This window comes from Sphingobium agrisoli (genome assembly GCF_041877245.1).
GTDB lineage: Bacteria > Pseudomonadota > Alphaproteobacteria > Sphingomonadales > Sphingomonadaceae > Sphingobium.
This window is the reverse complement of record NZ_JBHDJI010000007.1, coordinates 203,296-220,277: the sequence shown is the minus strand read 5'-3', so window position 1 is coordinate 220,277 and position 16,982 is coordinate 203,296. Positions and strand designations below refer to the sequence as shown.

The window sequence follows — 16,982 nt, the reverse complement described above, 5'->3', positions numbered from 1 at the left end:
CTGATGGGCAGCATCTACACCGCCGCCGGAACGCCCGGCTTCTACCCCGAGCTGGATGAGATCGTCCTGCCCGGCAGTCTCAACGACGGGCTTGTCGCCCTGCATATCGGCTTTGCCGGCGCGACGGCGGCGGCGAAGAACCGCGCCGATCCGTCGAAGCCGGCGACGATCATCGGTACGCCGGTCACCGGGCCGGGCTATCTCGATCTCAAGTCCGCGACCAACTATCTGACCCTCGGCATCGGCTGCCCCCTCAATGCCACGCTGGCGGTCGTAGGCGCTGGGACCGACACAGGCGTCGACATCACGCACAGGGCGCTGCTGCTCAGCAACTATAATGGCAGCGGCGCGCAGGTCGGCGCGAGCATCCAGATGAGCAGTCCCGACGATCTGCGCGCGATCGGCGGTTATGGCAACGGCGCGGGAAGCTACACATTCGTTAGTTCCGGCTTCGATCCGACCGGGGAGACGGCGAAGCTGCGCAGCCTGATCGCGACCTTCAACAATGCGGCGACGGCGCTGTTCAACATGACCGACCAGCAGCAGGCGAGCGTGGCGCCTTCGGCCGGCTATAGCCGATCCGACAACGGACAGCTGCTGCGCTGGGGCAGCGGGGCCGCGCCCAATTATCAGGGCACGTCCCGCCAGGCGATGGCGCTGGTGTGGACCCGCGTGCTGGACGCTGACGAACGGGCGCTGCTCTATCTGTGGCAGAAGGCGTTCTGCGCGACGGTCGGGGTGCTGATCTGATGCGCCTGGCTATCCCGCCCTCCATCTTCCTTCCGGGCTGGTCCGGCGCGGCGCTCGCTGCAGGGGTTGGCGATACGCATGCGCCGGCCCAGGCGATCGTACGGCTCGCCTGGCTCGGCCTCGACGTGCCGATCGCCTCGGCGCTGTTCGTGGTGCTGGGCGTCGTGCTGGCGCGGCCGATCGCGCCCAAGGGGCCAGCGCCGCTCAGCCTCTGGCAGACGCTGTGCGTCTATGCGCTGACCGCGCTGCTCTTGCTCGCCTGGGTCATCGAGAGCCGGCCCGGCATCCTCTTCGCCTTCGTGATGTCGATCGGCCTCAGCTTCTCGATCCTCTCCGTCCTGGAGGCGATCGGAGACCAGGCGCGGGACTTCTTCACGCGCCTGGGCGGCGCTGTCTTCAAATCCAAGGGAGGCAGCGATGCCTAGCATGTTCGAGTGGATCATCATCGCCACGATCATCTGCGGAATAGCCTATGTCGGCGTCGTGCAGGCGCGGCGGTCAGGCCAGGCCAACCCGGTTTCGACCGGCAAGCTCGAAAAGCAGGTGCAGGCGCTGTCGACCAAGGTCACCGCGATCGGCGGCGACGTCGCCGACCTCAAGGGCGAGATGCGGGCGCTGGGCGCGAAGGTCGATCAGGTGGAGCGCGAGAGCGTGACGGCGGCCGACATCGCGGCGCTCAAGGAGCTGATCGAGGCAAAGCATGATGCGCGATTCGCGATGATGCAAAGCGTCTCGACCGACATCGACATCATCAAGCGCTACTTGCTTGAGAAGGGTCTGGGAGGCCGCTGATGACCGCATTTGGAGCCTTTTACGACGAACATATTCGCATCGCCATCCTGCGCCTGCTGGACAGCCAGGCGGGCTATTGCGCCAATGACAGTGTGCTGACCACCGCCGTCCAGGCGCTGGGCCTCAGCTGCACCCGCGACCAGATGCGCGCGCAGCTGTCCTGGCTGAAGGATGTCGGCACGGTGACGCTGCTGCACCCCATGGACGGGGTCATCGTCGCGACGCTGACCGAGCGCGGCGGGGACATCGCGCATGGTCGCTCGACCATTCCGGGCATTCAGCGCCCCGCCCCGAAGGGGTAAGCCATGGGCACCCAGCGCAACCGCCCGTCGACCGTCGACAAGCTGCCGCCCGAAGTAAGGGAGGAGATCAACCGTCTCCGCCTGGAGCGCGGCTGGTCCATAGACGAGCTGATCGCGCGGCTGCGCGAGATCGGTCATGACGACATCTCGCGCTCGGCGATGGGCCGGCATGTGCGCGCGCTCTCCGAAGTCGCGGACAAGATGCGACGCAGCCGGGAAATCACCGAGGCGCTGGCCCGAATGAGCGACCGCGCGGACAACAAGATGCTGCGCGGCACGATCGAGCTGGTGAACTCGATCCTGCTGGAGGTCAGCCTCGCTGAAGAGGAGGGCGAGGACGGCTCCATCAACCGGGTCAGCTTCAATCCATTGGAGGTCAAGGCGCTGGCGCAAACGGTGGAGTCGCTGGCCCGCGCCGAGAAGGTGGACCAGGACCGGCTTGAAAAGGCCGAGAAGAGGGCGGCGGCCAAGGCGACAGCCGAGGCAGCCAAGAATGCGGCAGCGGCGGCTCGCGCGCAGGGATTGTCCAAGGATGGCGTCGCGGCGATTCGCCACGCGGTGCTGGGCGCATGAAACTGACGCCCGACGAGATCGCCCGACGCGAGCGCGCCTCCGATCGCGCGGCGGCCGAGGCGGCGATCGTTCGCCTGCCCAAGGGCGACCTTCTGCTGGGCTACCAGGCGCGCACGGTCGACCTGCTCTATACCGGCACGGCGCTTGTCGTCATCGAGAAGAGCCGGCGTATCGGCCTGACCTGGGGACTGGCGTCCTATGCGACGCTGCGCGCCGCCGCTTCGATGTCGGCGGGCGGCCAGAATGTCTGGTACATGGGTTATGACAAGGACATGACCCTGGAATTTATCGAGGTGTGCGCCATGTGGGCCCGCGCCTTCGATTGCGCGGTCGAGGAAATGGGCGAGATCATCCTGGATGACGGCCCGAACGAAGGCATTAAGGCATTCTCGATCCGCTTTGCCAGCGGCTTCCGCGTCACCGCGCTGGCGAGCGTCCCGCGCGCGCTGCGCGGCAAGCAGGGCATCGTCATCATCGACGAAGCGGCGTTCCACAAGAATGTGGACGAGGTGCTCAAGTCCGCGATGGCGCTGCTGATCTGGGGCGGCCAGGTCATTGTCGTCAGCACCCATGACGGCGTCGGCAATGCGTTCAACAAGTTGATAGGCGACGTCCAGGCGGGCACTCGGCGCGGCAAGGTGGTGACCATCACCTTCGCCCAGGCGATGGCGGACGGCCTCTACGAGCGCGTCGCCCTGGTCGCCAAGACCAAGGGCAGCGAGATCGAGCCGAAGGAAGAATGGGAGGCCAATATCCGGGCTTCCTATGGCGACGACGCGGCCGAGGAGCTGGACTGCATTCCCAAGGTCGGATCGGGGTCACTGATCTCGATCGAGGACATCATCCGCGCCGAACATGCCGAGGCAGGCGACGGCCAATTCTACATGGGCGGCCTCTACGGCATCGGCCGGGACGTTGCGCGGCGGCGCGACGGGCAAATCCAGTGGGGCGGCGAGCTGGTCGGCGACGTCGCCTGGGTGCGCGATGTCTATGACGAGGTCGGCCAGACCTTCGCCCATCAGGACGCCTGGTTCAACGCCCGCTTCCTCGATCGCCGCGTCCTGCGTGCCTGTATCGACCAGACCGGCATGGGCGAGAAGGTGGTCGAAGACTTGCAGCTGACGCACGGGGAGTACCGGATCGAAGGCGTGCTGCTAACCGGCCCCAACCGGCTGGACCTAGCGCTGGGCCTCGCCACCGCTTTCCAGATCGGCCGCATTCGCATCCCTGCCGGCGATCCCCGGCTGCGGGCCGACCTCATGGCGATCAAAAAGGTCGGCAGCGAGCAGTCCGGTTCGGTTCGCATCGTCAACGACGGGACGATCCACGCCGACCGCTTCTGGGCGGCGGCGCTGATGTGGCGCGCGCTCGGCGTCGAAGCGCAGATGATCGCCTATCGCAGCGTGCCAAAGATAGGCTGGGACGATGCGCGCGGCGATGGCGATACGCCGCGCGGCATGGCCGAGCGCGCGCGCGCGGCGACGCGTGGACGGTTCGGCGTTGGCGCATGGTGATGATTGCGGAGATCCATTGATGGCAAATGACCTTGTCCCCTTTCAGGCGCCGCCGCCGCCCGTGCTGATCGACAGCAGCGGCCGGCCGCTGCGCCAGGCGGTCGCGACACTGACCAGCGAGATCGCGCGGCCGACGCTGTCGGGTGTGCGCAACATCTGGTCGGACCATCCGGCTCAGGGTCTCAACCCCGCCAAACTTGGCCGCATCATGCGCGATGCGGAACAGGGCAACGCCATCGCCTATTTCGAGCTGGCCGAAGAGATGGAGGAGAAATATCCCCATTATAACGGGCTGCTGGGCGTGCGGAAGCGCGCCGTGGCGCAGCTGCCGATCCGCGTCGAGGCGGCGGGCGACAGCGAGGAAGAGCAAGGCGACGCCGCGACCCTGCGCGACTGGATCAAGCGCCCGACGCTTCAGTCCGAGCTGATCGAGATACAGGACGCGCTGGGCAAGGGCGTCAGCGCCACCGAAATCGTCTGGGAAATGTCCGACGGCTGGTTTCCCTGCGCGCTCAAGCGCCGCGACCCCCGCTTCTTCGAATATGACCGGGTCACGGGCGAGACGCTGCTGCTGCGCGGCGGGGAAGACGGCCATAGCGCGGTCGCGACCGAACTGCCGCCCTACAAGTTCATCGTGCATGAGGCGAAGGCGAAGTCGGGCCTGCCGATCCGGGGCGGCCTCGCCCGCATCGTCGCCTGGTATTATCTGTTCGCGAATTTTACGCTCAAGGACTGGATGACCTTCCTGGAGGTTTACGGCCTGCCGCTGCGCGTCGGCAGATATCAGAACGGAACCAGCGAGGACGATATCCGCCTGCTCGCCCAGGCGGTCGCGCAGATCGGTTCGGACGCCGGCTGCGTCATCCCCCAGTCAATGATGATGGAGTTCATCACGACACAGGGCGGCGCGGCCAACCCCGAGATGTTCCACAATTTGCTGACCTATGTCGATGACGCGGTGAGCAAGGTGGTCCTAGGCCAGACAAGCTCGTCCGACGCGAAGGCCGGCGGGCTGGGATCGGGCCAGGCAAACCTGCATGCCGAAGTGCGCGACGATATCGCCGACGCCGATGCGGCAGAGCTGTCCGCGACCCTGACCCGCGACCTCGGCATTCCGATGATCCTGTTCAACCGGGGACCGCGCAAGCGATACCCCCGGATCATCGTCGGCCGGCCCGATAGCGTCGACGTGAAGGAATTTCTCGACGCGGCCGATCGCGGCGTGAAACTGGGCGTTCCGATCGCGCGATCGACCTTCTACGAACGCACCGGCATTCCCGAGCCAAAGGCCGGAGAGGAACTGCTTTACGCGTCGGCCGCGCAGGGGCCGCAGGAGGGCCAGGAAGGGCAAGATGGCCCACTGGGTCGCAAAAGTCCCCCGACCGACCTCTCAGTGCCGCTAAAATCGCCCCTGAGCGGTCGTCAGGGCGACAGGGTCGCGGCAGCGGCGCAGGATGGGACGCCCGATGCGATCGACATGCTGGTCGACGACATGCTGGGCGGATGGGAGAAGATGGTCGATCCCATGATCGCGCCGATCGAGGACCTGATCGCGGCGGCCGCATCGCTGGAGGAAGTGCGCGAGCTGCTCGCCGTCCGTGCGGGCGACACCATCATGGACATGGACGACGCCGCGATCGTGGAGTTGGGCGAGCGCGCCGGCTTCGCCGCCAAGATCGCCGGCCTGATCGAGAAGCCGGGCCGGTGAGCGCGGAGATACTTCCGGTCAGTGAAGGTGAATGGCGGCGCTACCTCGAAGGTCGCCACGATTGGCAGGACGACGAATGGCAGGATCATTGCGGGATGGCAGATTGCCCATATTGCGACGGGCTGATCCCGGATCGCAACGAGCGTCTGGCGCGCGAGCGCGCCGAAGCTCTACTCGCCCAAAGTAGCACTTTGGGCGAAGCCCGTTGACCGGCCCCGAGGAACTCCCCGCCGCCGGCTTGCCGCCCGAGGAGGCAATCGCCTTCTTCCGCGCCAAGGGCTTCCGCATCGGCTTCAACTGGCAGGACGTGTTCAAGATCGAGCATGTCCGCTGGTTCACCGTGGCGAAGGCGATGCACCGCGACCTGCTGGAGGATATTCGCGCGGCGGTCGACGCGGCGATCGCCGAGGGATCGACGCTGGAGACCTTCAAGAAGCAGCTGCGCCCGATCCTGGAAGCCAAGGGTTGGTGGGGCAAAAAGCAGATGCTCGATCCCGCCACCGGCCAGCATGAGCTGGTCCAGCTCGGGTCGCCGCGCCGGCTCAAGACGATCTTCGACACCAATGTCCGCACCGCCTACCAGGCGGGCAAATGGGAACGGATCGAGCGAACCAAGGCTGCGTTCCCTTTCCTTGAATATTCGAGCGTCATGGACGGTCGCGAGCGGCCCGAGCATCATGACTGGGACGGCGTCATCCTGCCCGCCGACCATCCCTGGTGGGACACCCATTATGGCCCGTGCGACTGGAACTGCCGGTGCACCGCGATCCAGCGGTCGCAGCGGATGCTCGATCGGCAGGGCAAGACGGTCGATGCCGCCCCGCCGCCGTCCAACGAGTTGGTGCCGTGGACGAACACCCGCACAGGCGAGACCGGCCTGATCGAGAAGGGCGTGGGCAAGGGCTGGGATTACAACGTTGGCAAGGAATATCTGCGCGGCCTCGCGCCGACGCCTTTGCCCGAAAGTTTTGCCAAGGACTTCGGGGGTGATGAAGTCGGCGCGGCGGCCCAGCTCACCGGCGCTCAGAAGGCTTTGATCGACCGCTTCCTCAAGCATTTCGACATTGCGCCAGGCGGCGAGGCGATCTGGACGGACAAGGATGGCTGGCCGCTTTCGATCGGGCGCGGTTGGTTCGTAGCACCGGGCGGCGCGGTACGCTTGCCCAGGGGCGCGGCCGGCGTCGCTATCGACCGGATTGGGGAGGCCATAACTCGGCCGGAGCGAACGGCGTGGGTGTGGATCGGCGCGAATGACGGACGCGCGCTGCTGATGCGCCGCTATGTTCGCGTGGACGCGGGCCGGATGACGATCGTCGATGTCGGCCGGGAAGGCTGGCGCTGGACGATGCGACGCGGCGGTGACCTGGACGAGGTCGCCGCCGCCTATGACCCGCGCCAGGCGCGCGACCGCAACGGGCGCTGGTCCCGGTCGCGCGGGCTCAGTTCACCCGTGACCGAGCTGGTCGCGCCGCTGTCCGGCGGCGAGGAACACGCCGTCCAGCGATATACGGGATCGGGGTATCAGGCGATCAATGGCAGCCTGCGCGGTGTCGATTTCGACGACGACGGCGAGGACGACGACATTGACCAGCTCGTCCATGATCTGGACCGTGCGATCGCCAAGGGGCGGCTGAAGCACGATATCCGATTGTACCGGGGCATCGGCGGTGACGGGGTGGATGACATCGATGCGTTGGGGCTGCGCAGGGGAACTGTTTTCGCCGACGCCGGGTTCACCAGCACCAGCAAGGATTGGATCACAGCCGACCGCTTTGCCCAGCGCCCGGCGGATCGAGGGGTGCTTTTGATTGTTCATGCAAAAGCTGGTATGACGGCGTTGGACGTCACGCGCGCCAGCTCTGTAGGCACCGGCGAATATGAAGTGCTTTTTCCGCGCGACCGTCTTTGGAAGGTGAGACATATTGACCAAGAACGTGGCCTTATCGAAGTCGAAGCGGAAGACGGCAGCTGATGCCGGCTTCAACCCGCGCGTCTTTGAGAGCCATGCGAAGGGCATGCGCGTCGTTGATCGATCCGGCGAAGCTGGGCCTGCCTTCACCTCTTTCGACAAGAATTGATTTCCTCCACCGGGTCGCTTAGCCCGGTGGCTAGACCCTTGCCGAGACTAGGCGGAGATATCTCCGCCTAGGGCATGCTCCGGCCCGTGCCATCAGCATGGCCATGAAGCGGGGCATTTCCAAACATGACCTGGTCGCGGCGGCTGCGACCGAAATCACGCTGGTCGATGGCGAAGCGCCGCGCCGCGTGATGCTGCTGCCGATCGGGCCGATCGCGCTGCGCGACGGTCGCGGCCCCTATCGCATCCGTGACCGCGCCCACGCCGAAGAGGTCGTCGCCGCGACCCGCGCTTATCTAGGCACCGTCGATTTCAATTTCGACTATGGTCACGGGCAGCAGCACGACCAGGCCGCGATCGCGTCGGGTTGGACCAAGCTGGACAATCTTCAGGTCGAGGATGACGGCATCTATGCCGATGTCGACTGGACGCCCGCCGCCGCGCAGCGCATCCGCGACCGCGAATATCGCTACATCTCGCCCTTTTTCTTCGCCGACAAGCCGGCGAAGGGCGGCGACGTGCTTGGGCTGAAGAACGCCGCCCTGGTGAACATTCCCGCCATCAACATGCCGGCGATCGCTGCCGGAACCTCGGAGGAAGAAGACGATATGAGTTTGACCGCCATCGCGGTGGCGTGCGGCCTTGCGGCCAACGCCACCGAAGACGCGATCCTTGCGAAGGTCGGCGAGATGGTCGCCGCATCCTCGAAGATCGCGATCGCCGCCGGCCTCGCCGGCACTGCGGGCGTCGACGAGGTGACCGCCGCCGTCACCTCGTTCCGCAAGGACTATGTGCCCAGCTCGATCGTGGAGCCGATGCGTGTCGAGCTGGCGCGTATCAAGGGCGAGCGCCTCGACAAGATCGTCGATGACCTGGTCGCCGCCGGCGTCGTGATCCCGTCCAAAAAGAAGGACACGCGCGACTGGTTCGAGAAGGACGAAGTCGCCGCCGCAGCCTTCTTCAAGGACCTGCCGCCCACGCTCAAGCCCGGCGAGCTGCCGGCCGAGCAGCGCGCCACCAACGACGACGGCCTGACCGCCGACGAGGTCGCCGCCTGCACCGCGCTCGGCGTCACGCCCGAAGCCTTCCTCGCCGTCCGCAAGAGCCAGGAGAAAGCCGCATGACCGCGATCGCCACCGACCGCCCGACCAAGCGTCGCGCCAAGGGCCAGCCTGTCCGCAAGATGGCGGCGGTCAAGGTCTATGCGGGCACGATCGTCGCCCTCAACGCCTCTGGCTATCTGACCAATGGCGTGGTCGCCACGACGCTGGTCGATCCCTGCGTCGCGCAGGAAACGGTCGACAATAGCGGCGGCGCGGCCGGCGACCTGAGCTGTCGAACCGAAAAGGGCGTCTGGCAGTTCGCCAACAGCAGCTCCACCGACACGATCGGCATCACCGAGATCGGCAAGAGCTGCTACATCGTCGACAACCAGACGGTCGCCAAGACCGATGGCGGCGGCACCCGATCCATCGCCGGCAAGGTCTATGACGTGGACGCCCAGGGCGTCTGGGTCGACTTCGGCTGATCCCCCCAAGCTGACATCCGACAAAGGACGCACCGCACATGCTTGTGAACAAGACCAATCTGCAGACGCTGGGGACCGGCTTCCAGGCGCGCTTCCAGGGCGCGCTGGGGCAGGCGCCGGGCCAGCACATGGAAGTGGCGACCGTCGTCACCTCTACCACCGGCAAGGAAGAATATGGCTGGCTGGGCAAGGTCCCCGGCATGCGCGAGTGGCTTGGCGACCGCGTCGTCAACTCGATCGGCCAGGGCAGCTATGCGATCAAGAACAAGGACTGGGAAAACACCGTCGAGGTCGACCGCAACGACATCGAAGACGACAATCTCGGCATCTATGGTCCGCTGTTCGACGAAATGGGCCGCGCCACCGCCGCGCACCCGAGCGAGCTGGTTTTCGCGCTGCTCAAGGCCGGCTTCAGCACCAACTGCTATGATGGGCAGTATTTCTTCGACACTGACCATCCGGTCCTCGACGCCAACGGCGTGGCCCAGTCGGTCGCGAACACCGATGGGGGCGCCGGCGCACCCTGGTTCCTGATCGACACCAGCCGCGCGCTCAAGCCGATCATCTTCCAGGAACGGAAGAAGCCGCAATTCGTCCCCAAGGACAATGTGAACGACGACAGCGTCTTCTGGCGCAAGAAGTTCACCTACGGCGTCGATGCCCGCTACAATGTCGGCTACGGCTTTTGGCAGTTTGCCTGGGGCAGCAAGCAGACGTTGAACCGCGATAATTACGCCGCTGCGCGCGCCGCGCTGATGGGCATGAAGGGCGACTATGGCCGCCCGCTCGGCCTGCTCACCGGGGCCAAGCCGCTGCTGCTGGTGCCACCCAGCCTGGAAAGCGCCGCCAACAAGATCGTCAACAGCGAATATGCGACCGGCGGCGAGACCAACGAGTGGAAGGACACCGCGCGCGTGCTCGCGTCGGCGTGGCTCGCCTGATGCGCGGCGCTGTCTCGCTCCAGTCCGCCCGCGCGCCCTATCGGCGCGGGGGCGTGGCCTTCACCGGCACCACCGCCGTCATCCTCGCCATCGCGGCGCTGGACGGGGCCGGCCTGCTCCGGTTGCTCGACGATCCGGTCATCACCGTATTGTTCGGGCAGGACGACGGCAGCTTCGCAGCTCACCCGGAACTGGGCGAGCTCTCGATCGAAGAGCTGCAGGCATTCATCGACATGGCCCCGCTGGTCGATGTGAGCGCCGTCGGCGAGATCGCCGAGGTGGACATCGACGCCACCCTGCGCGGGCTTGTGCTGGCGCAGCCGCAGCTGGTCGACCGGCTCGACCGCCTGTTCGCGACGCAGGATGCCTGGGAAGACGCCCAGCGCCAGATCGCCGACCAGGGCTTCCCGTCGCTCGACGCGCTGACCAGCGCCTGGGCGGAAGATCGCAAGGTGCTGACCCAACTGCAGGCCGACGGGATCGAGCAGGGCAAGGCACTGGCCGATGCACAGGCGCGAATCGCCGAGCTGGAGAAAGCCGCCGAACCGGCCGCAAAGACCAAAGCCAAGGCCAAGCCGGCCGACAGCGCGGGCGACTGACCCGTCTCGCCGCCCCTGCACGGGCGGCGGACACCGGGCGGGGCCGAATATCGGGGGGACGCGATCGGCGGCCCCGCCAGGACCATTTCAGGAGTTTCTTGTGTTCGCCACCGCCGAGGACATGCGCGCCCGCTTCACCGACCTGGTCGAACTGACCGACCAGGCCGAGTGGAACGCGCAGGCGATCGCGGCGGTCGACATGAAGCTGCGCCTGGCGACCTCGATCGCCGAGGGCTATGTCGCCAAATATCATGACCCGGCCCCCTGCCGCGCCATCCCGCCGCTGCTGACCGACATCGTCTGCGACATCGCCTATGCGCGGCTGCATCGCTCCCCGTCCGACAGCGTGAAGGACCGCGAGGCCGCCGCGATGCGGCTGCTGCGCGACATTTCCAACGGCCTCGTGAAGATCGACCAGGGGAAGCAGGACATTCCCGCCCGGTCGGGTGCGCTGATCGTGCCGGACGTGCCGCGCACCTTCAGCCGCGACACGCTGGGGGGCTTCTGATGTCCGACAGCTTCACGCTTCGGGTCGAGGGGCAGGACCAGGTCGAGCGCGCGCTGTTCGCGCTGATTGGCAAGGTCGCGGACATGACCCCGCTGATGGACATCATCGGCACCTATCTCGAAAGCGACGTGGCCGACAATTTCACCGGCGAGCATAGCCCGGCCGGCGTCCCCTGGCCGAAGTCCCGCCGCGCGAAGGAAACCGGCGGCAAGACGCTTCAGGATACGCGCCGCCTCTTCCAGTCCATCACGCATCGGGCCGATGCCCGGTCGGTCGAGATCGGGACCAATGTCGTCTATGCGCGCCGCCATAATCAGGGGTGGAACGGCACCGAGCAGGTGAAAGCGCATAATCGCGTGCTGCGGCAGGTGTTCGGCGTGAAGCTGAAGGAAGCGCGCACGGTCACGGTGAAGGCGCACAGCCGGAAGGCGAACACGCCCAAGCGCGAGTTTCTCGGCATGTCGCCGGGCGTCCAGCAGGACATCCTCGGCGAGATCGCCGACTATCTGGGCGCGGCGCAATGATCGGCCTCGGCATCATCCTGCTTGTCTGGTTCGTCGGCAGCGCCCTGCTCTGGCTGCTCCAGTCCGACGCGCGGCGCAGCGGGATCATTGATGTCGGCCCGCGCGACCGATTGATCGCACTGTTCTGGCTGCCGCTCGGTCTGTGCTTCGCCATCTGGTCGGCGCTGTCCTGGGCGCATGACGCATCGCCCTGGAAGCCCGTGCCATGATCGCCGCCATCGAGCTTGCCGTGCTGGCGCGGCTGAAGGCACTGGAGGAGCCGCTCGGCTTCGCTTGGCGCAGGCTGCTGACCCTGCCCGACGACTGGGAGAGCTATCTCACCGAGAAGAAGGGCGAGATCGTCGGCCCGATCGCCTGGATCGCCTTCACCGGCTGGAGCGACGCCGAGCGCGTCGATACCGCCGATGGGGCGCAGCTGGAGGTGACCGGCACCTTCGCCTTGCTGGTCGGCAATACCAGCAAGCGGCCAGACGAGGCGGCGAATCGCCATGGCGGTCCCAACCCCGCTATCGAGCCGGGCAGCTATCGCCTGGCGCTGGGCGCGGCGGCGGCGTTGTCCGGCCAGATGCTGGGGCTGGACCTCGTCTCGCCGATCGAGGTCGGCAATTGCCAGCCGCTTCCCCGGTCGAAGGCGATGGCCGACCTGTTCCTGTCTATCCACGGCCTGGTCCTGTCCTGCCGCTTCCCCATCGCGATCGTCGGCGAGGGCGATCCCGAGCAGCTGCTCGCGCTGCACGCCAACTGGGACATCCCGCTGCTGGGCGCGCCCGTGCCGATCGACGCCGACCCCGTCGCGCCGGGCGTGCAGCTGCCCGACGACGACCATGCCGACGCAACCGACCATCTCGACCTGGAGACGCAAGAATGACCGACAGCCTATTCGTGAAGCCCGCGCCGGGCCTCACCGTCCGCGATCCCGCCTCGCCCGGCGCAGCACCGCTGCCGCCCGAAGGCAAGGCGGTGCCGCGCGACAGCTTCTGGCTGCGCCGGCTCGACCAGGGCGATGTCGAGGAAACGACGGCGCAGGCGATCGCCGCCGCCGCGAAGAAGGCTGACGCAGCCGCCAAGAAGGAAGGAACGGACAAGTGAACAGCTTCACCTTCGACGCGATCCCGTCGAACAGCCGCCTGCCGAGCGCGCGCGCGGAAATCTCCAACGCCAATGCGCTGCAGGGCCTGCCGCCCGCGCCGAACAAGGTGCTGCTGATCGGGCAGCGGCTCAACACCGGCAGCGTCGCCTCCGCCCAACTGCGCCGCGTGCTGGAGCCGGGCCAGGGCGTCGCCTGGTTCGGGCGCGGGTCGCAGCTTGCGCGCATGATCGCCGCCGCCTTCGCAGTCGATCCGCTGGTCGAGCTCTGGGCCATCGCGATCGACAATCATGGTTCCGGGGTGGCGGCGACTGGCACGATCACCATCACCGGGCCGGCCACCGCCAATGGCACGCTCGCCTACATGATCGCGGGAACGCACATCCAGGTGGGTGTCGCCAGCGGAGACACAGCCACCGCCGTCGCCACCGCGATCGCGGCCGCGGTCACCGCGCGCCCGGACCTGCCAGTGGTCGCCGCCAGTGCGGCCGGCGTCGTCACCCTGACGGCAGTCAACCGGGGGACCGTCGGCAACGACATCGACGTCCGCCAGAACCACTATGACGGCGAGGTCATACCGGCCGGTCTGACCAGCACGATCGTCGGCATGGCGAGCGGGGCGACCAACGGTGACATCCAGGGGCTGATCGCCAGTCTGGGCGACGAACAGTTCCAGCACTTCGTCCTGGGCCTCAACGACGCGACCAACCTCACCCTGCTGGGCAATGAACTGGCGAACCGATGGAGCCCGACGCGCCAGATCGAGGGGCGCGGATGGGCCGGCCAGTCGGGCAGCTTTTCGACGCTGGCGACCTTTGGGGCGACCCGCAACGACCCGCATGTGACGCTGGTCGGCGGCTACAGGGTGCCAACGCCGCCGGCCGAACTGGCGACCGCCTTTGCGGTCATCGCAGCGCAGGAACTGGCCAAGGACCCGGCCCGGCCGCTGACAGGGGTTGTGGTGCCCGGCGTCGTCGCCCCGCGCATCGAGCATCGCTTCACCGCGACCGAGCGCGAGCTGCTGCTGCGCGACGGCATCTCCACCTTCACCGTCACGCCGTCGAGCGAGGTGGCGATGGAGCGGATGATCTCCACCTATCAGGTCAATGCCTATGGCTTGGACGATCCCAGCTATCTCGACATCACGACGATGGCGACGCTGGCCTATTACCGCTTCAGCTGGCGCGCGCGCATGCTGCAGAAATTCCCGCGCGCCAAGCTGACCGAGGACACCATCACCGCCGTCCGCGCCGAGACGATCGCGCTGGCGCGCGAGTGGGAGGAAGCGGGCCTCATGGAAGATGTCGACGGCTTCATCGCCGGCCTCATCATCGAGCGCGACGCGACCAACCGCACCCAGCTCAACTTCAAGCTCACCCCCGATGTCACCAACGGCCTGCTCCAGTTCGCCGCGCGCATCGAATTCAAGCTCTGAGCCGCATCTCAGCGGCCAATCAGAAGGACCTAAAGCATGGCGAACAAGAACCAGGTCATCGGGCGGGCGAAGATCCGGGTCGATGGGCAGCTGATGGAAACGGCGGGTGACACGACGCTCGATATCGGCGGCGTCACGCGCGAGCCGGTGCCGGGCGATTATGAGGCAGGGGCGTTTCGCGAGTCGAGCGTACGGCCATCAAAGCTGGAGATCAGCGTGCTCGCCAAGGGGAGCTTCAGCGCTTCCGCCTGGGCGGCAATGGTCGATGCGACCATCTCGGTCGAGTTCGACAATGGCCGTACCTATGTGATGCGGAGCGCCTATAGCGAAGGCGCGCCGCCGCTCACGACGAGCGACGGCAAGGCCAAGGCGGTCGCCTATGCCAAGCCGGCCGAGGAGGTGCGCTGATGGACGCGCCCTACAGGCTGAGCAAGCCGGTCACCATCACCTATGACGGCGCGGACGGCCCGACGACGCGCACGATCGAAGTGGTCGAGATGCGCGACCCGACCGGCGAGGACATGCTGCTGGTGGATGAATTCACCGGGATGCGCCTGGTTCTGGAAATGATCGCCGCGCTGAGCGGGCTGACGCTGGCCGAGGTCAAGAAGCTGCCGGCAAGGGATATCGGCCCTTTGGGCGATCGGGCCTTCGCGCATTTGCCCGGTGGCCCGAAAACTGGCGGCGGTGCCTGACCGAGCTTGAGGCCGGCTTCGGCTGGCCTCGCCACCAGCTAATGCGCTTCACTTGGCCCGAGATCGCCCGGTGGCTGCGCGAGCTTGATCGTATCGCCGAGCAGGCGGGGGACGAAGAGTGAAGCTATCGCTGATCCTGGAAGCGGTCGATCGCATGACCCGTCCCGCCCGACAAGCGGCGGCGGGTGTCAAGGAGCTGACCGACAAGGCCAAGCCCGCTGCCAAGGCGGTCGAGGCGACGGCGCGCGCCGTGGACAAGATGACCCGCCCCGCGCGCCAGGCCGCAGCCGGTGTCAAGGACCTGACCGACAGAGCGAAGCAGGCGACCCGTAGCGTCGGCGATGTCGATCGGCAGGTGACGCGCGTCAGCGCCGACTTCATCAAATGGACCCGCGCGGCGCTCCGCACCGCCGACGCGCTCGACCGCGTCGCGGACCGGGGTCGCGCGCTCGGGCGCGCGGGGCTGCTGAGCGCCAAATGGGTGGGCCTGAAGTCGATCGAGATAGGTGCGATCGGCGCGGGCAAGGGGCTGCGATTCGCGGCAACCAAGGCGAAGGAGCTGGCTTTGTGGTCGGTCCGATGGGGGGCCGCTGGCATTGCCGCCGGCAGCGCCGCGGCGCTGGCGTGGCTTGTAACCGGCACCATTCGCACCGGCTCGCAATTTGAACAATTTCAGGCGCAGTTAGAAGGCACTGAGGGGTCCGTCGAAAAGGCGAAGAAGGCGCTTGCTTGGGTAGCCAAATTTGCGCGGGACACCCCCTATGAACTGGAGGAAGTGACCGACGCCTTTGCTCGGGCGCGCGGGGTGGGCATCGACCCGATGAGCGGCGCGATGAAGAATATGGGTGACGCAGCGTCGGGCGCTCGAAAAGACCTAATGTCCGCGATTGAGGCTGTGGCGGATGCTCAGACCGGCGAATTCGAGCGGCTGAAAGAGTTCAACATCACCACGTCAGTCAAGGGGGACAAAGTCACCTTCGCCTACATCAACAAGGCAGGGAAGGACGCAGAGCGAACCGTTGGCAAGAGCATGGCGAGCATCCGGCAAGCCGTCCTCAGTATCTTCGACGAAAAATATGGCGGCTCAATGATCCGCCGGTCGAAGACGTTCGAAGGCATCTGGAGCAACATCAAAGACAAGCTGAGCGGCATCCAGCTCCGCATCGCCAACGCTGGCTTCTTCGACAAGATCAAGGGAAAGCTGCAAGACCTCCTCGACTGGCTAGACAAGATGGAGGCCAACGGGTCACTGGAGCGCTGGGCCAAGCAGATTTCTGACCAACTCGGAGAGATGGTCGATACGGCTGTTGAGTTTGCGAAGAGCGTCCCATGGCGGGATGTGGCGGACGGGATGATGGCTGTCGCGACCGCAGCAACGGAAGCGGCAGCGTTCATCGGACGTGCCGCGCGAGCCTATAGCGAATGGCGCTACACTGTCGCGCGGGAGAACCTGACGCGCCGGCTCGACGGCTGGTTTGTCGGCGATGAGGAGCGTGGGCGCATTCGTCAGCAGATCGACCAGCTCGACCGCGAATACGGCGGTAAGAAGGACAAGCCCTACAACGGACCTCAACTGCGAGGTGGTCTAAGGGGCGAGCGGACCGGCCGTCCCGATAACAGCACATGGATGCGAGGTCTCAATGAGCGCCCCCGGCTTGCTCCAGCCGTGCCGCGTCCGAGCGCGGGCACCCGCGCCCCTCTGAAACCCGCCGCCCCAGCTGCCAAGGGTGAAATCAAGCTGCACGTCACCACCGACAAGGGCGTGTCGGTGCGCCCGACCAAGGTTGCCGCCACCAATCTCGACCTTGAGGTCAACACCGGCCGTGCCATGGGAGGCTTCGCATGAGTGCGCAAAAGTCAGTCGTCACCAAAGCGGATTTGGCCTCTGCCCGCGCCGAGATCGAGGCCGCCATCAGCCTTGCCATGTCGCGGCGGCGAGGCGCCGGATT

At 66.4% G+C, this 16,982-nt stretch carries 22 protein-coding genes; all 22 read left to right on the top strand.

Annotated features, from left to right (window positions below):
* The first annotated feature begins 3 nt into the window (after window positions 1–3).
* Entirely contained in the window at window positions 4–750 is a 747-nt protein-coding gene (locus ACETPF_RS13410; protein WP_373935007.1) for a hypothetical protein, read from the top strand.
* Window positions 750–1,175: a hypothetical protein gene (locus ACETPF_RS13405; protein ID WP_373935006.1), complete on the top strand. Its 426-nt coding sequence runs from the start codon at window positions 750–752 to the stop codon at window positions 1,173–1,175. The genes ACETPF_RS13410 and ACETPF_RS13405 overlap by 1 nt, the downstream gene beginning before the upstream one ends.
* Window positions 1,168–1,542 carry a hypothetical protein gene (locus ACETPF_RS13400; RefSeq protein WP_373935005.1) on the top strand — a complete coding sequence of 125 codons (375 nt, stop codon included), beginning with the start codon at window positions 1,168–1,170 and terminating at the stop codon, window positions 1,540–1,542. Before ACETPF_RS13405 ends, ACETPF_RS13400 begins: the two co-directional genes overlap by 8 nt.
* Window positions 1,542–1,844 carry a VpaChn25_0724 family phage protein gene (locus tag ACETPF_RS13395; protein ID WP_373935004.1) on the top strand — a complete coding sequence of 101 codons (303 nt, stop codon included), beginning with the start codon at window positions 1,542–1,544 and terminating at the stop codon, window positions 1,842–1,844. Before ACETPF_RS13400 ends, ACETPF_RS13395 begins: the two co-directional genes overlap by 1 nt.
* 3 nt (window positions 1,845–1,847) lie before the next feature.
* On the top strand, window positions 1,848–2,417 hold the full coding sequence (locus ACETPF_RS13390) for a phage protein Gp27 family protein (RefSeq protein WP_373935003.1): 570 nt from the start codon (window positions 1,848–1,850) through the stop codon (window positions 2,415–2,417).
* The gene (locus tag ACETPF_RS13385) at window positions 2,414–3,931 is read left to right on the top strand and encodes a phage terminase large subunit family protein (protein WP_373935002.1); all 1,518 of its coding nucleotides are present in this window, start codon (window positions 2,414–2,416) and stop codon (window positions 3,929–3,931) included. The genes ACETPF_RS13390 and ACETPF_RS13385 overlap by 4 nt, the downstream gene beginning before the upstream one ends.
* Before the next feature lie 19 nt (window positions 3,932–3,950).
* A complete protein-coding gene (locus ACETPF_RS13380) occupies window positions 3,951–5,639 on the top strand; it encodes a DUF935 domain-containing protein (protein ID WP_373935001.1) in 1,689 nt (562 codons plus the stop codon).
* Window positions 5,636–5,848 carry a hypothetical protein gene (locus tag ACETPF_RS13375; protein WP_373935000.1) on the top strand — a complete coding sequence of 71 codons (213 nt, stop codon included), beginning with the start codon at window positions 5,636–5,638 and terminating at the stop codon, window positions 5,846–5,848. Before ACETPF_RS13380 ends, ACETPF_RS13375 begins: the two co-directional genes overlap by 4 nt.
* Window positions 5,845–7,611: a phage minor head protein gene (locus ACETPF_RS13370; RefSeq protein ID WP_373934999.1), complete on the top strand. Its 1,767-nt coding sequence runs from the start codon at window positions 5,845–5,847 to the stop codon at window positions 7,609–7,611. The genes ACETPF_RS13375 and ACETPF_RS13370 overlap by 4 nt, the downstream gene beginning before the upstream one ends.
* A gap of 203 nt (window positions 7,612–7,814) precedes the next feature.
* Window positions 7,815–8,840 carry a phage protease gene (locus ACETPF_RS13365; protein ID WP_373934998.1) on the top strand — a complete coding sequence of 342 codons (1,026 nt, stop codon included), beginning with the start codon at window positions 7,815–7,817 and terminating at the stop codon, window positions 8,838–8,840.
* Window positions 8,837–9,244, top strand: a complete 408-nt coding sequence (locus ACETPF_RS13360; protein ID WP_373934997.1) for a hypothetical protein — start codon at window positions 8,837–8,839, stop codon at window positions 9,242–9,244. Before ACETPF_RS13365 ends, ACETPF_RS13360 begins: the two co-directional genes overlap by 4 nt.
* 38 nt (window positions 9,245–9,282) lie before the next feature.
* Complete coding sequence (locus ACETPF_RS13355) at window positions 9,283–10,185, top strand: Mu-like prophage major head subunit gpT family protein (RefSeq protein ID WP_373934996.1); 903 nt, start codon at window positions 9,283–9,285, stop codon at window positions 10,183–10,185.
* Window positions 10,185–10,784 (top strand): hypothetical protein, encoded by a 600-nt coding sequence (locus ACETPF_RS13350; protein ID WP_373934995.1) that lies wholly within the window; start codon window positions 10,185–10,187, stop codon window positions 10,782–10,784. Before ACETPF_RS13355 ends, ACETPF_RS13350 begins: the two co-directional genes overlap by 1 nt.
* Window positions 10,785–10,884: 100 nt before the next feature.
* On the top strand, window positions 10,885–11,292 hold the full coding sequence (locus tag ACETPF_RS13345) for a phage protein Gp36 family protein (protein WP_373934994.1): 408 nt from the start codon (window positions 10,885–10,887) through the stop codon (window positions 11,290–11,292).
* Window positions 11,292–11,816, top strand: a complete 525-nt coding sequence (locus tag ACETPF_RS13340) for a phage virion morphogenesis protein (RefSeq protein ID WP_373934993.1) — start codon at window positions 11,292–11,294, stop codon at window positions 11,814–11,816. Before ACETPF_RS13345 ends, ACETPF_RS13340 begins: the two co-directional genes overlap by 1 nt.
* Window positions 11,813–12,025 carry a hypothetical protein gene (locus ACETPF_RS13335; protein ID WP_373934992.1) on the top strand — a complete coding sequence of 71 codons (213 nt, stop codon included), beginning with the start codon at window positions 11,813–11,815 and terminating at the stop codon, window positions 12,023–12,025. The genes ACETPF_RS13340 and ACETPF_RS13335 overlap by 4 nt, the downstream gene beginning before the upstream one ends.
* Window positions 12,022–12,684 (top strand): phage protein Gp37, encoded by a 663-nt coding sequence (locus ACETPF_RS13330; protein WP_373934991.1) that lies wholly within the window; start codon window positions 12,022–12,024, stop codon window positions 12,682–12,684. The genes ACETPF_RS13335 and ACETPF_RS13330 overlap by 4 nt, the downstream gene beginning before the upstream one ends.
* Entirely contained in the window at window positions 12,681–12,905 is a 225-nt protein-coding gene (locus ACETPF_RS13325; protein ID WP_373934990.1) for a DUF2635 domain-containing protein, read from the top strand. Before ACETPF_RS13330 ends, ACETPF_RS13325 begins: the two co-directional genes overlap by 4 nt.
* The gene (locus ACETPF_RS13320) at window positions 12,902–14,338 is read left to right on the top strand and encodes a phage tail sheath subtilisin-like domain-containing protein (protein ID WP_373934988.1); all 1,437 of its coding nucleotides are present in this window, start codon (window positions 12,902–12,904) and stop codon (window positions 14,336–14,338) included. The genes ACETPF_RS13325 and ACETPF_RS13320 overlap by 4 nt, the downstream gene beginning before the upstream one ends.
* Window positions 14,339–14,374: 36 nt before the next feature.
* Window positions 14,375–14,746 (top strand): phage tail tube protein, encoded by a 372-nt coding sequence (locus ACETPF_RS13315; RefSeq protein ID WP_373934986.1) that lies wholly within the window; start codon window positions 14,375–14,377, stop codon window positions 14,744–14,746.
* Window positions 14,746–15,033, top strand: a complete 288-nt coding sequence (locus ACETPF_RS13310; protein ID WP_373934985.1) for a phage tail assembly protein — start codon at window positions 14,746–14,748, stop codon at window positions 15,031–15,033. Before ACETPF_RS13315 ends, ACETPF_RS13310 begins: the two co-directional genes overlap by 1 nt.
* Window positions 15,034–15,151: 118 nt before the next feature.
* Window positions 15,152–16,879, top strand: a complete 1,728-nt coding sequence (locus tag ACETPF_RS13305) for a tape measure protein (protein WP_373934984.1) — start codon at window positions 15,152–15,154, stop codon at window positions 16,877–16,879.
* Window positions 16,880–16,982: the final 103 nt, after the last annotated feature.

Bases quoted from the DNA above. Each gene is read 5' to 3' on its own strand.
- ACETPF_RS13410 (WP_373935007.1), top strand. From the start codon at position 4: ATGGGCAGCATCTACACCGCCGCCGGAACGCCCGGCTTCTACCCCGAG.
- ACETPF_RS13405 (WP_373935006.1), top strand. From the start codon at position 750: ATGCGCCTGGCTATCCCGCCCTCCATCTTCCTTCCGGGCTGGTCCGGC.
- ACETPF_RS13400 (WP_373935005.1), top strand. From the start codon at position 1,168: ATGCCTAGCATGTTCGAGTGGATCATCATCGCCACGATCATCTGCGGA.
- ACETPF_RS13395 (WP_373935004.1), top strand. From the start codon at position 1,542: ATGACCGCATTTGGAGCCTTTTACGACGAACATATTCGCATCGCCATC.
- ACETPF_RS13390 (WP_373935003.1), top strand. From the start codon at position 1,848: ATGGGCACCCAGCGCAACCGCCCGTCGACCGTCGACAAGCTGCCGCCC.
- ACETPF_RS13385 (WP_373935002.1), top strand. From the start codon at position 2,414: ATGAAACTGACGCCCGACGAGATCGCCCGACGCGAGCGCGCCTCCGAT.
- ACETPF_RS13380 (WP_373935001.1), top strand. From the start codon at position 3,951: ATGGCAAATGACCTTGTCCCCTTTCAGGCGCCGCCGCCGCCCGTGCTG.
- ACETPF_RS13365 (WP_373934998.1), top strand. From the start codon at position 7,815: ATGGCCATGAAGCGGGGCATTTCCAAACATGACCTGGTCGCGGCGGCT.
- ACETPF_RS13360 (WP_373934997.1), top strand. From the start codon at position 8,837: ATGACCGCGATCGCCACCGACCGCCCGACCAAGCGTCGCGCCAAGGGC.
- ACETPF_RS13355 (WP_373934996.1), top strand. From the start codon at position 9,283: ATGCTTGTGAACAAGACCAATCTGCAGACGCTGGGGACCGGCTTCCAG.
- ACETPF_RS13350 (WP_373934995.1), top strand. From the start codon at position 10,185: ATGCGCGGCGCTGTCTCGCTCCAGTCCGCCCGCGCGCCCTATCGGCGC.
- ACETPF_RS13340 (WP_373934993.1), top strand. From the start codon at position 11,292: ATGTCCGACAGCTTCACGCTTCGGGTCGAGGGGCAGGACCAGGTCGAG.
- ACETPF_RS13335 (WP_373934992.1), top strand. From the start codon at position 11,813: ATGATCGGCCTCGGCATCATCCTGCTTGTCTGGTTCGTCGGCAGCGCC.
- ACETPF_RS13330 (WP_373934991.1), top strand. From the start codon at position 12,022: ATGATCGCCGCCATCGAGCTTGCCGTGCTGGCGCGGCTGAAGGCACTG.
- ACETPF_RS13325 (WP_373934990.1), top strand. From the start codon at position 12,681: ATGACCGACAGCCTATTCGTGAAGCCCGCGCCGGGCCTCACCGTCCGC.
- ACETPF_RS13315 (WP_373934986.1), top strand. From the start codon at position 14,375: ATGGCGAACAAGAACCAGGTCATCGGGCGGGCGAAGATCCGGGTCGAT.
- ACETPF_RS13310 (WP_373934985.1), top strand. From the start codon at position 14,746: ATGGACGCGCCCTACAGGCTGAGCAAGCCGGTCACCATCACCTATGAC.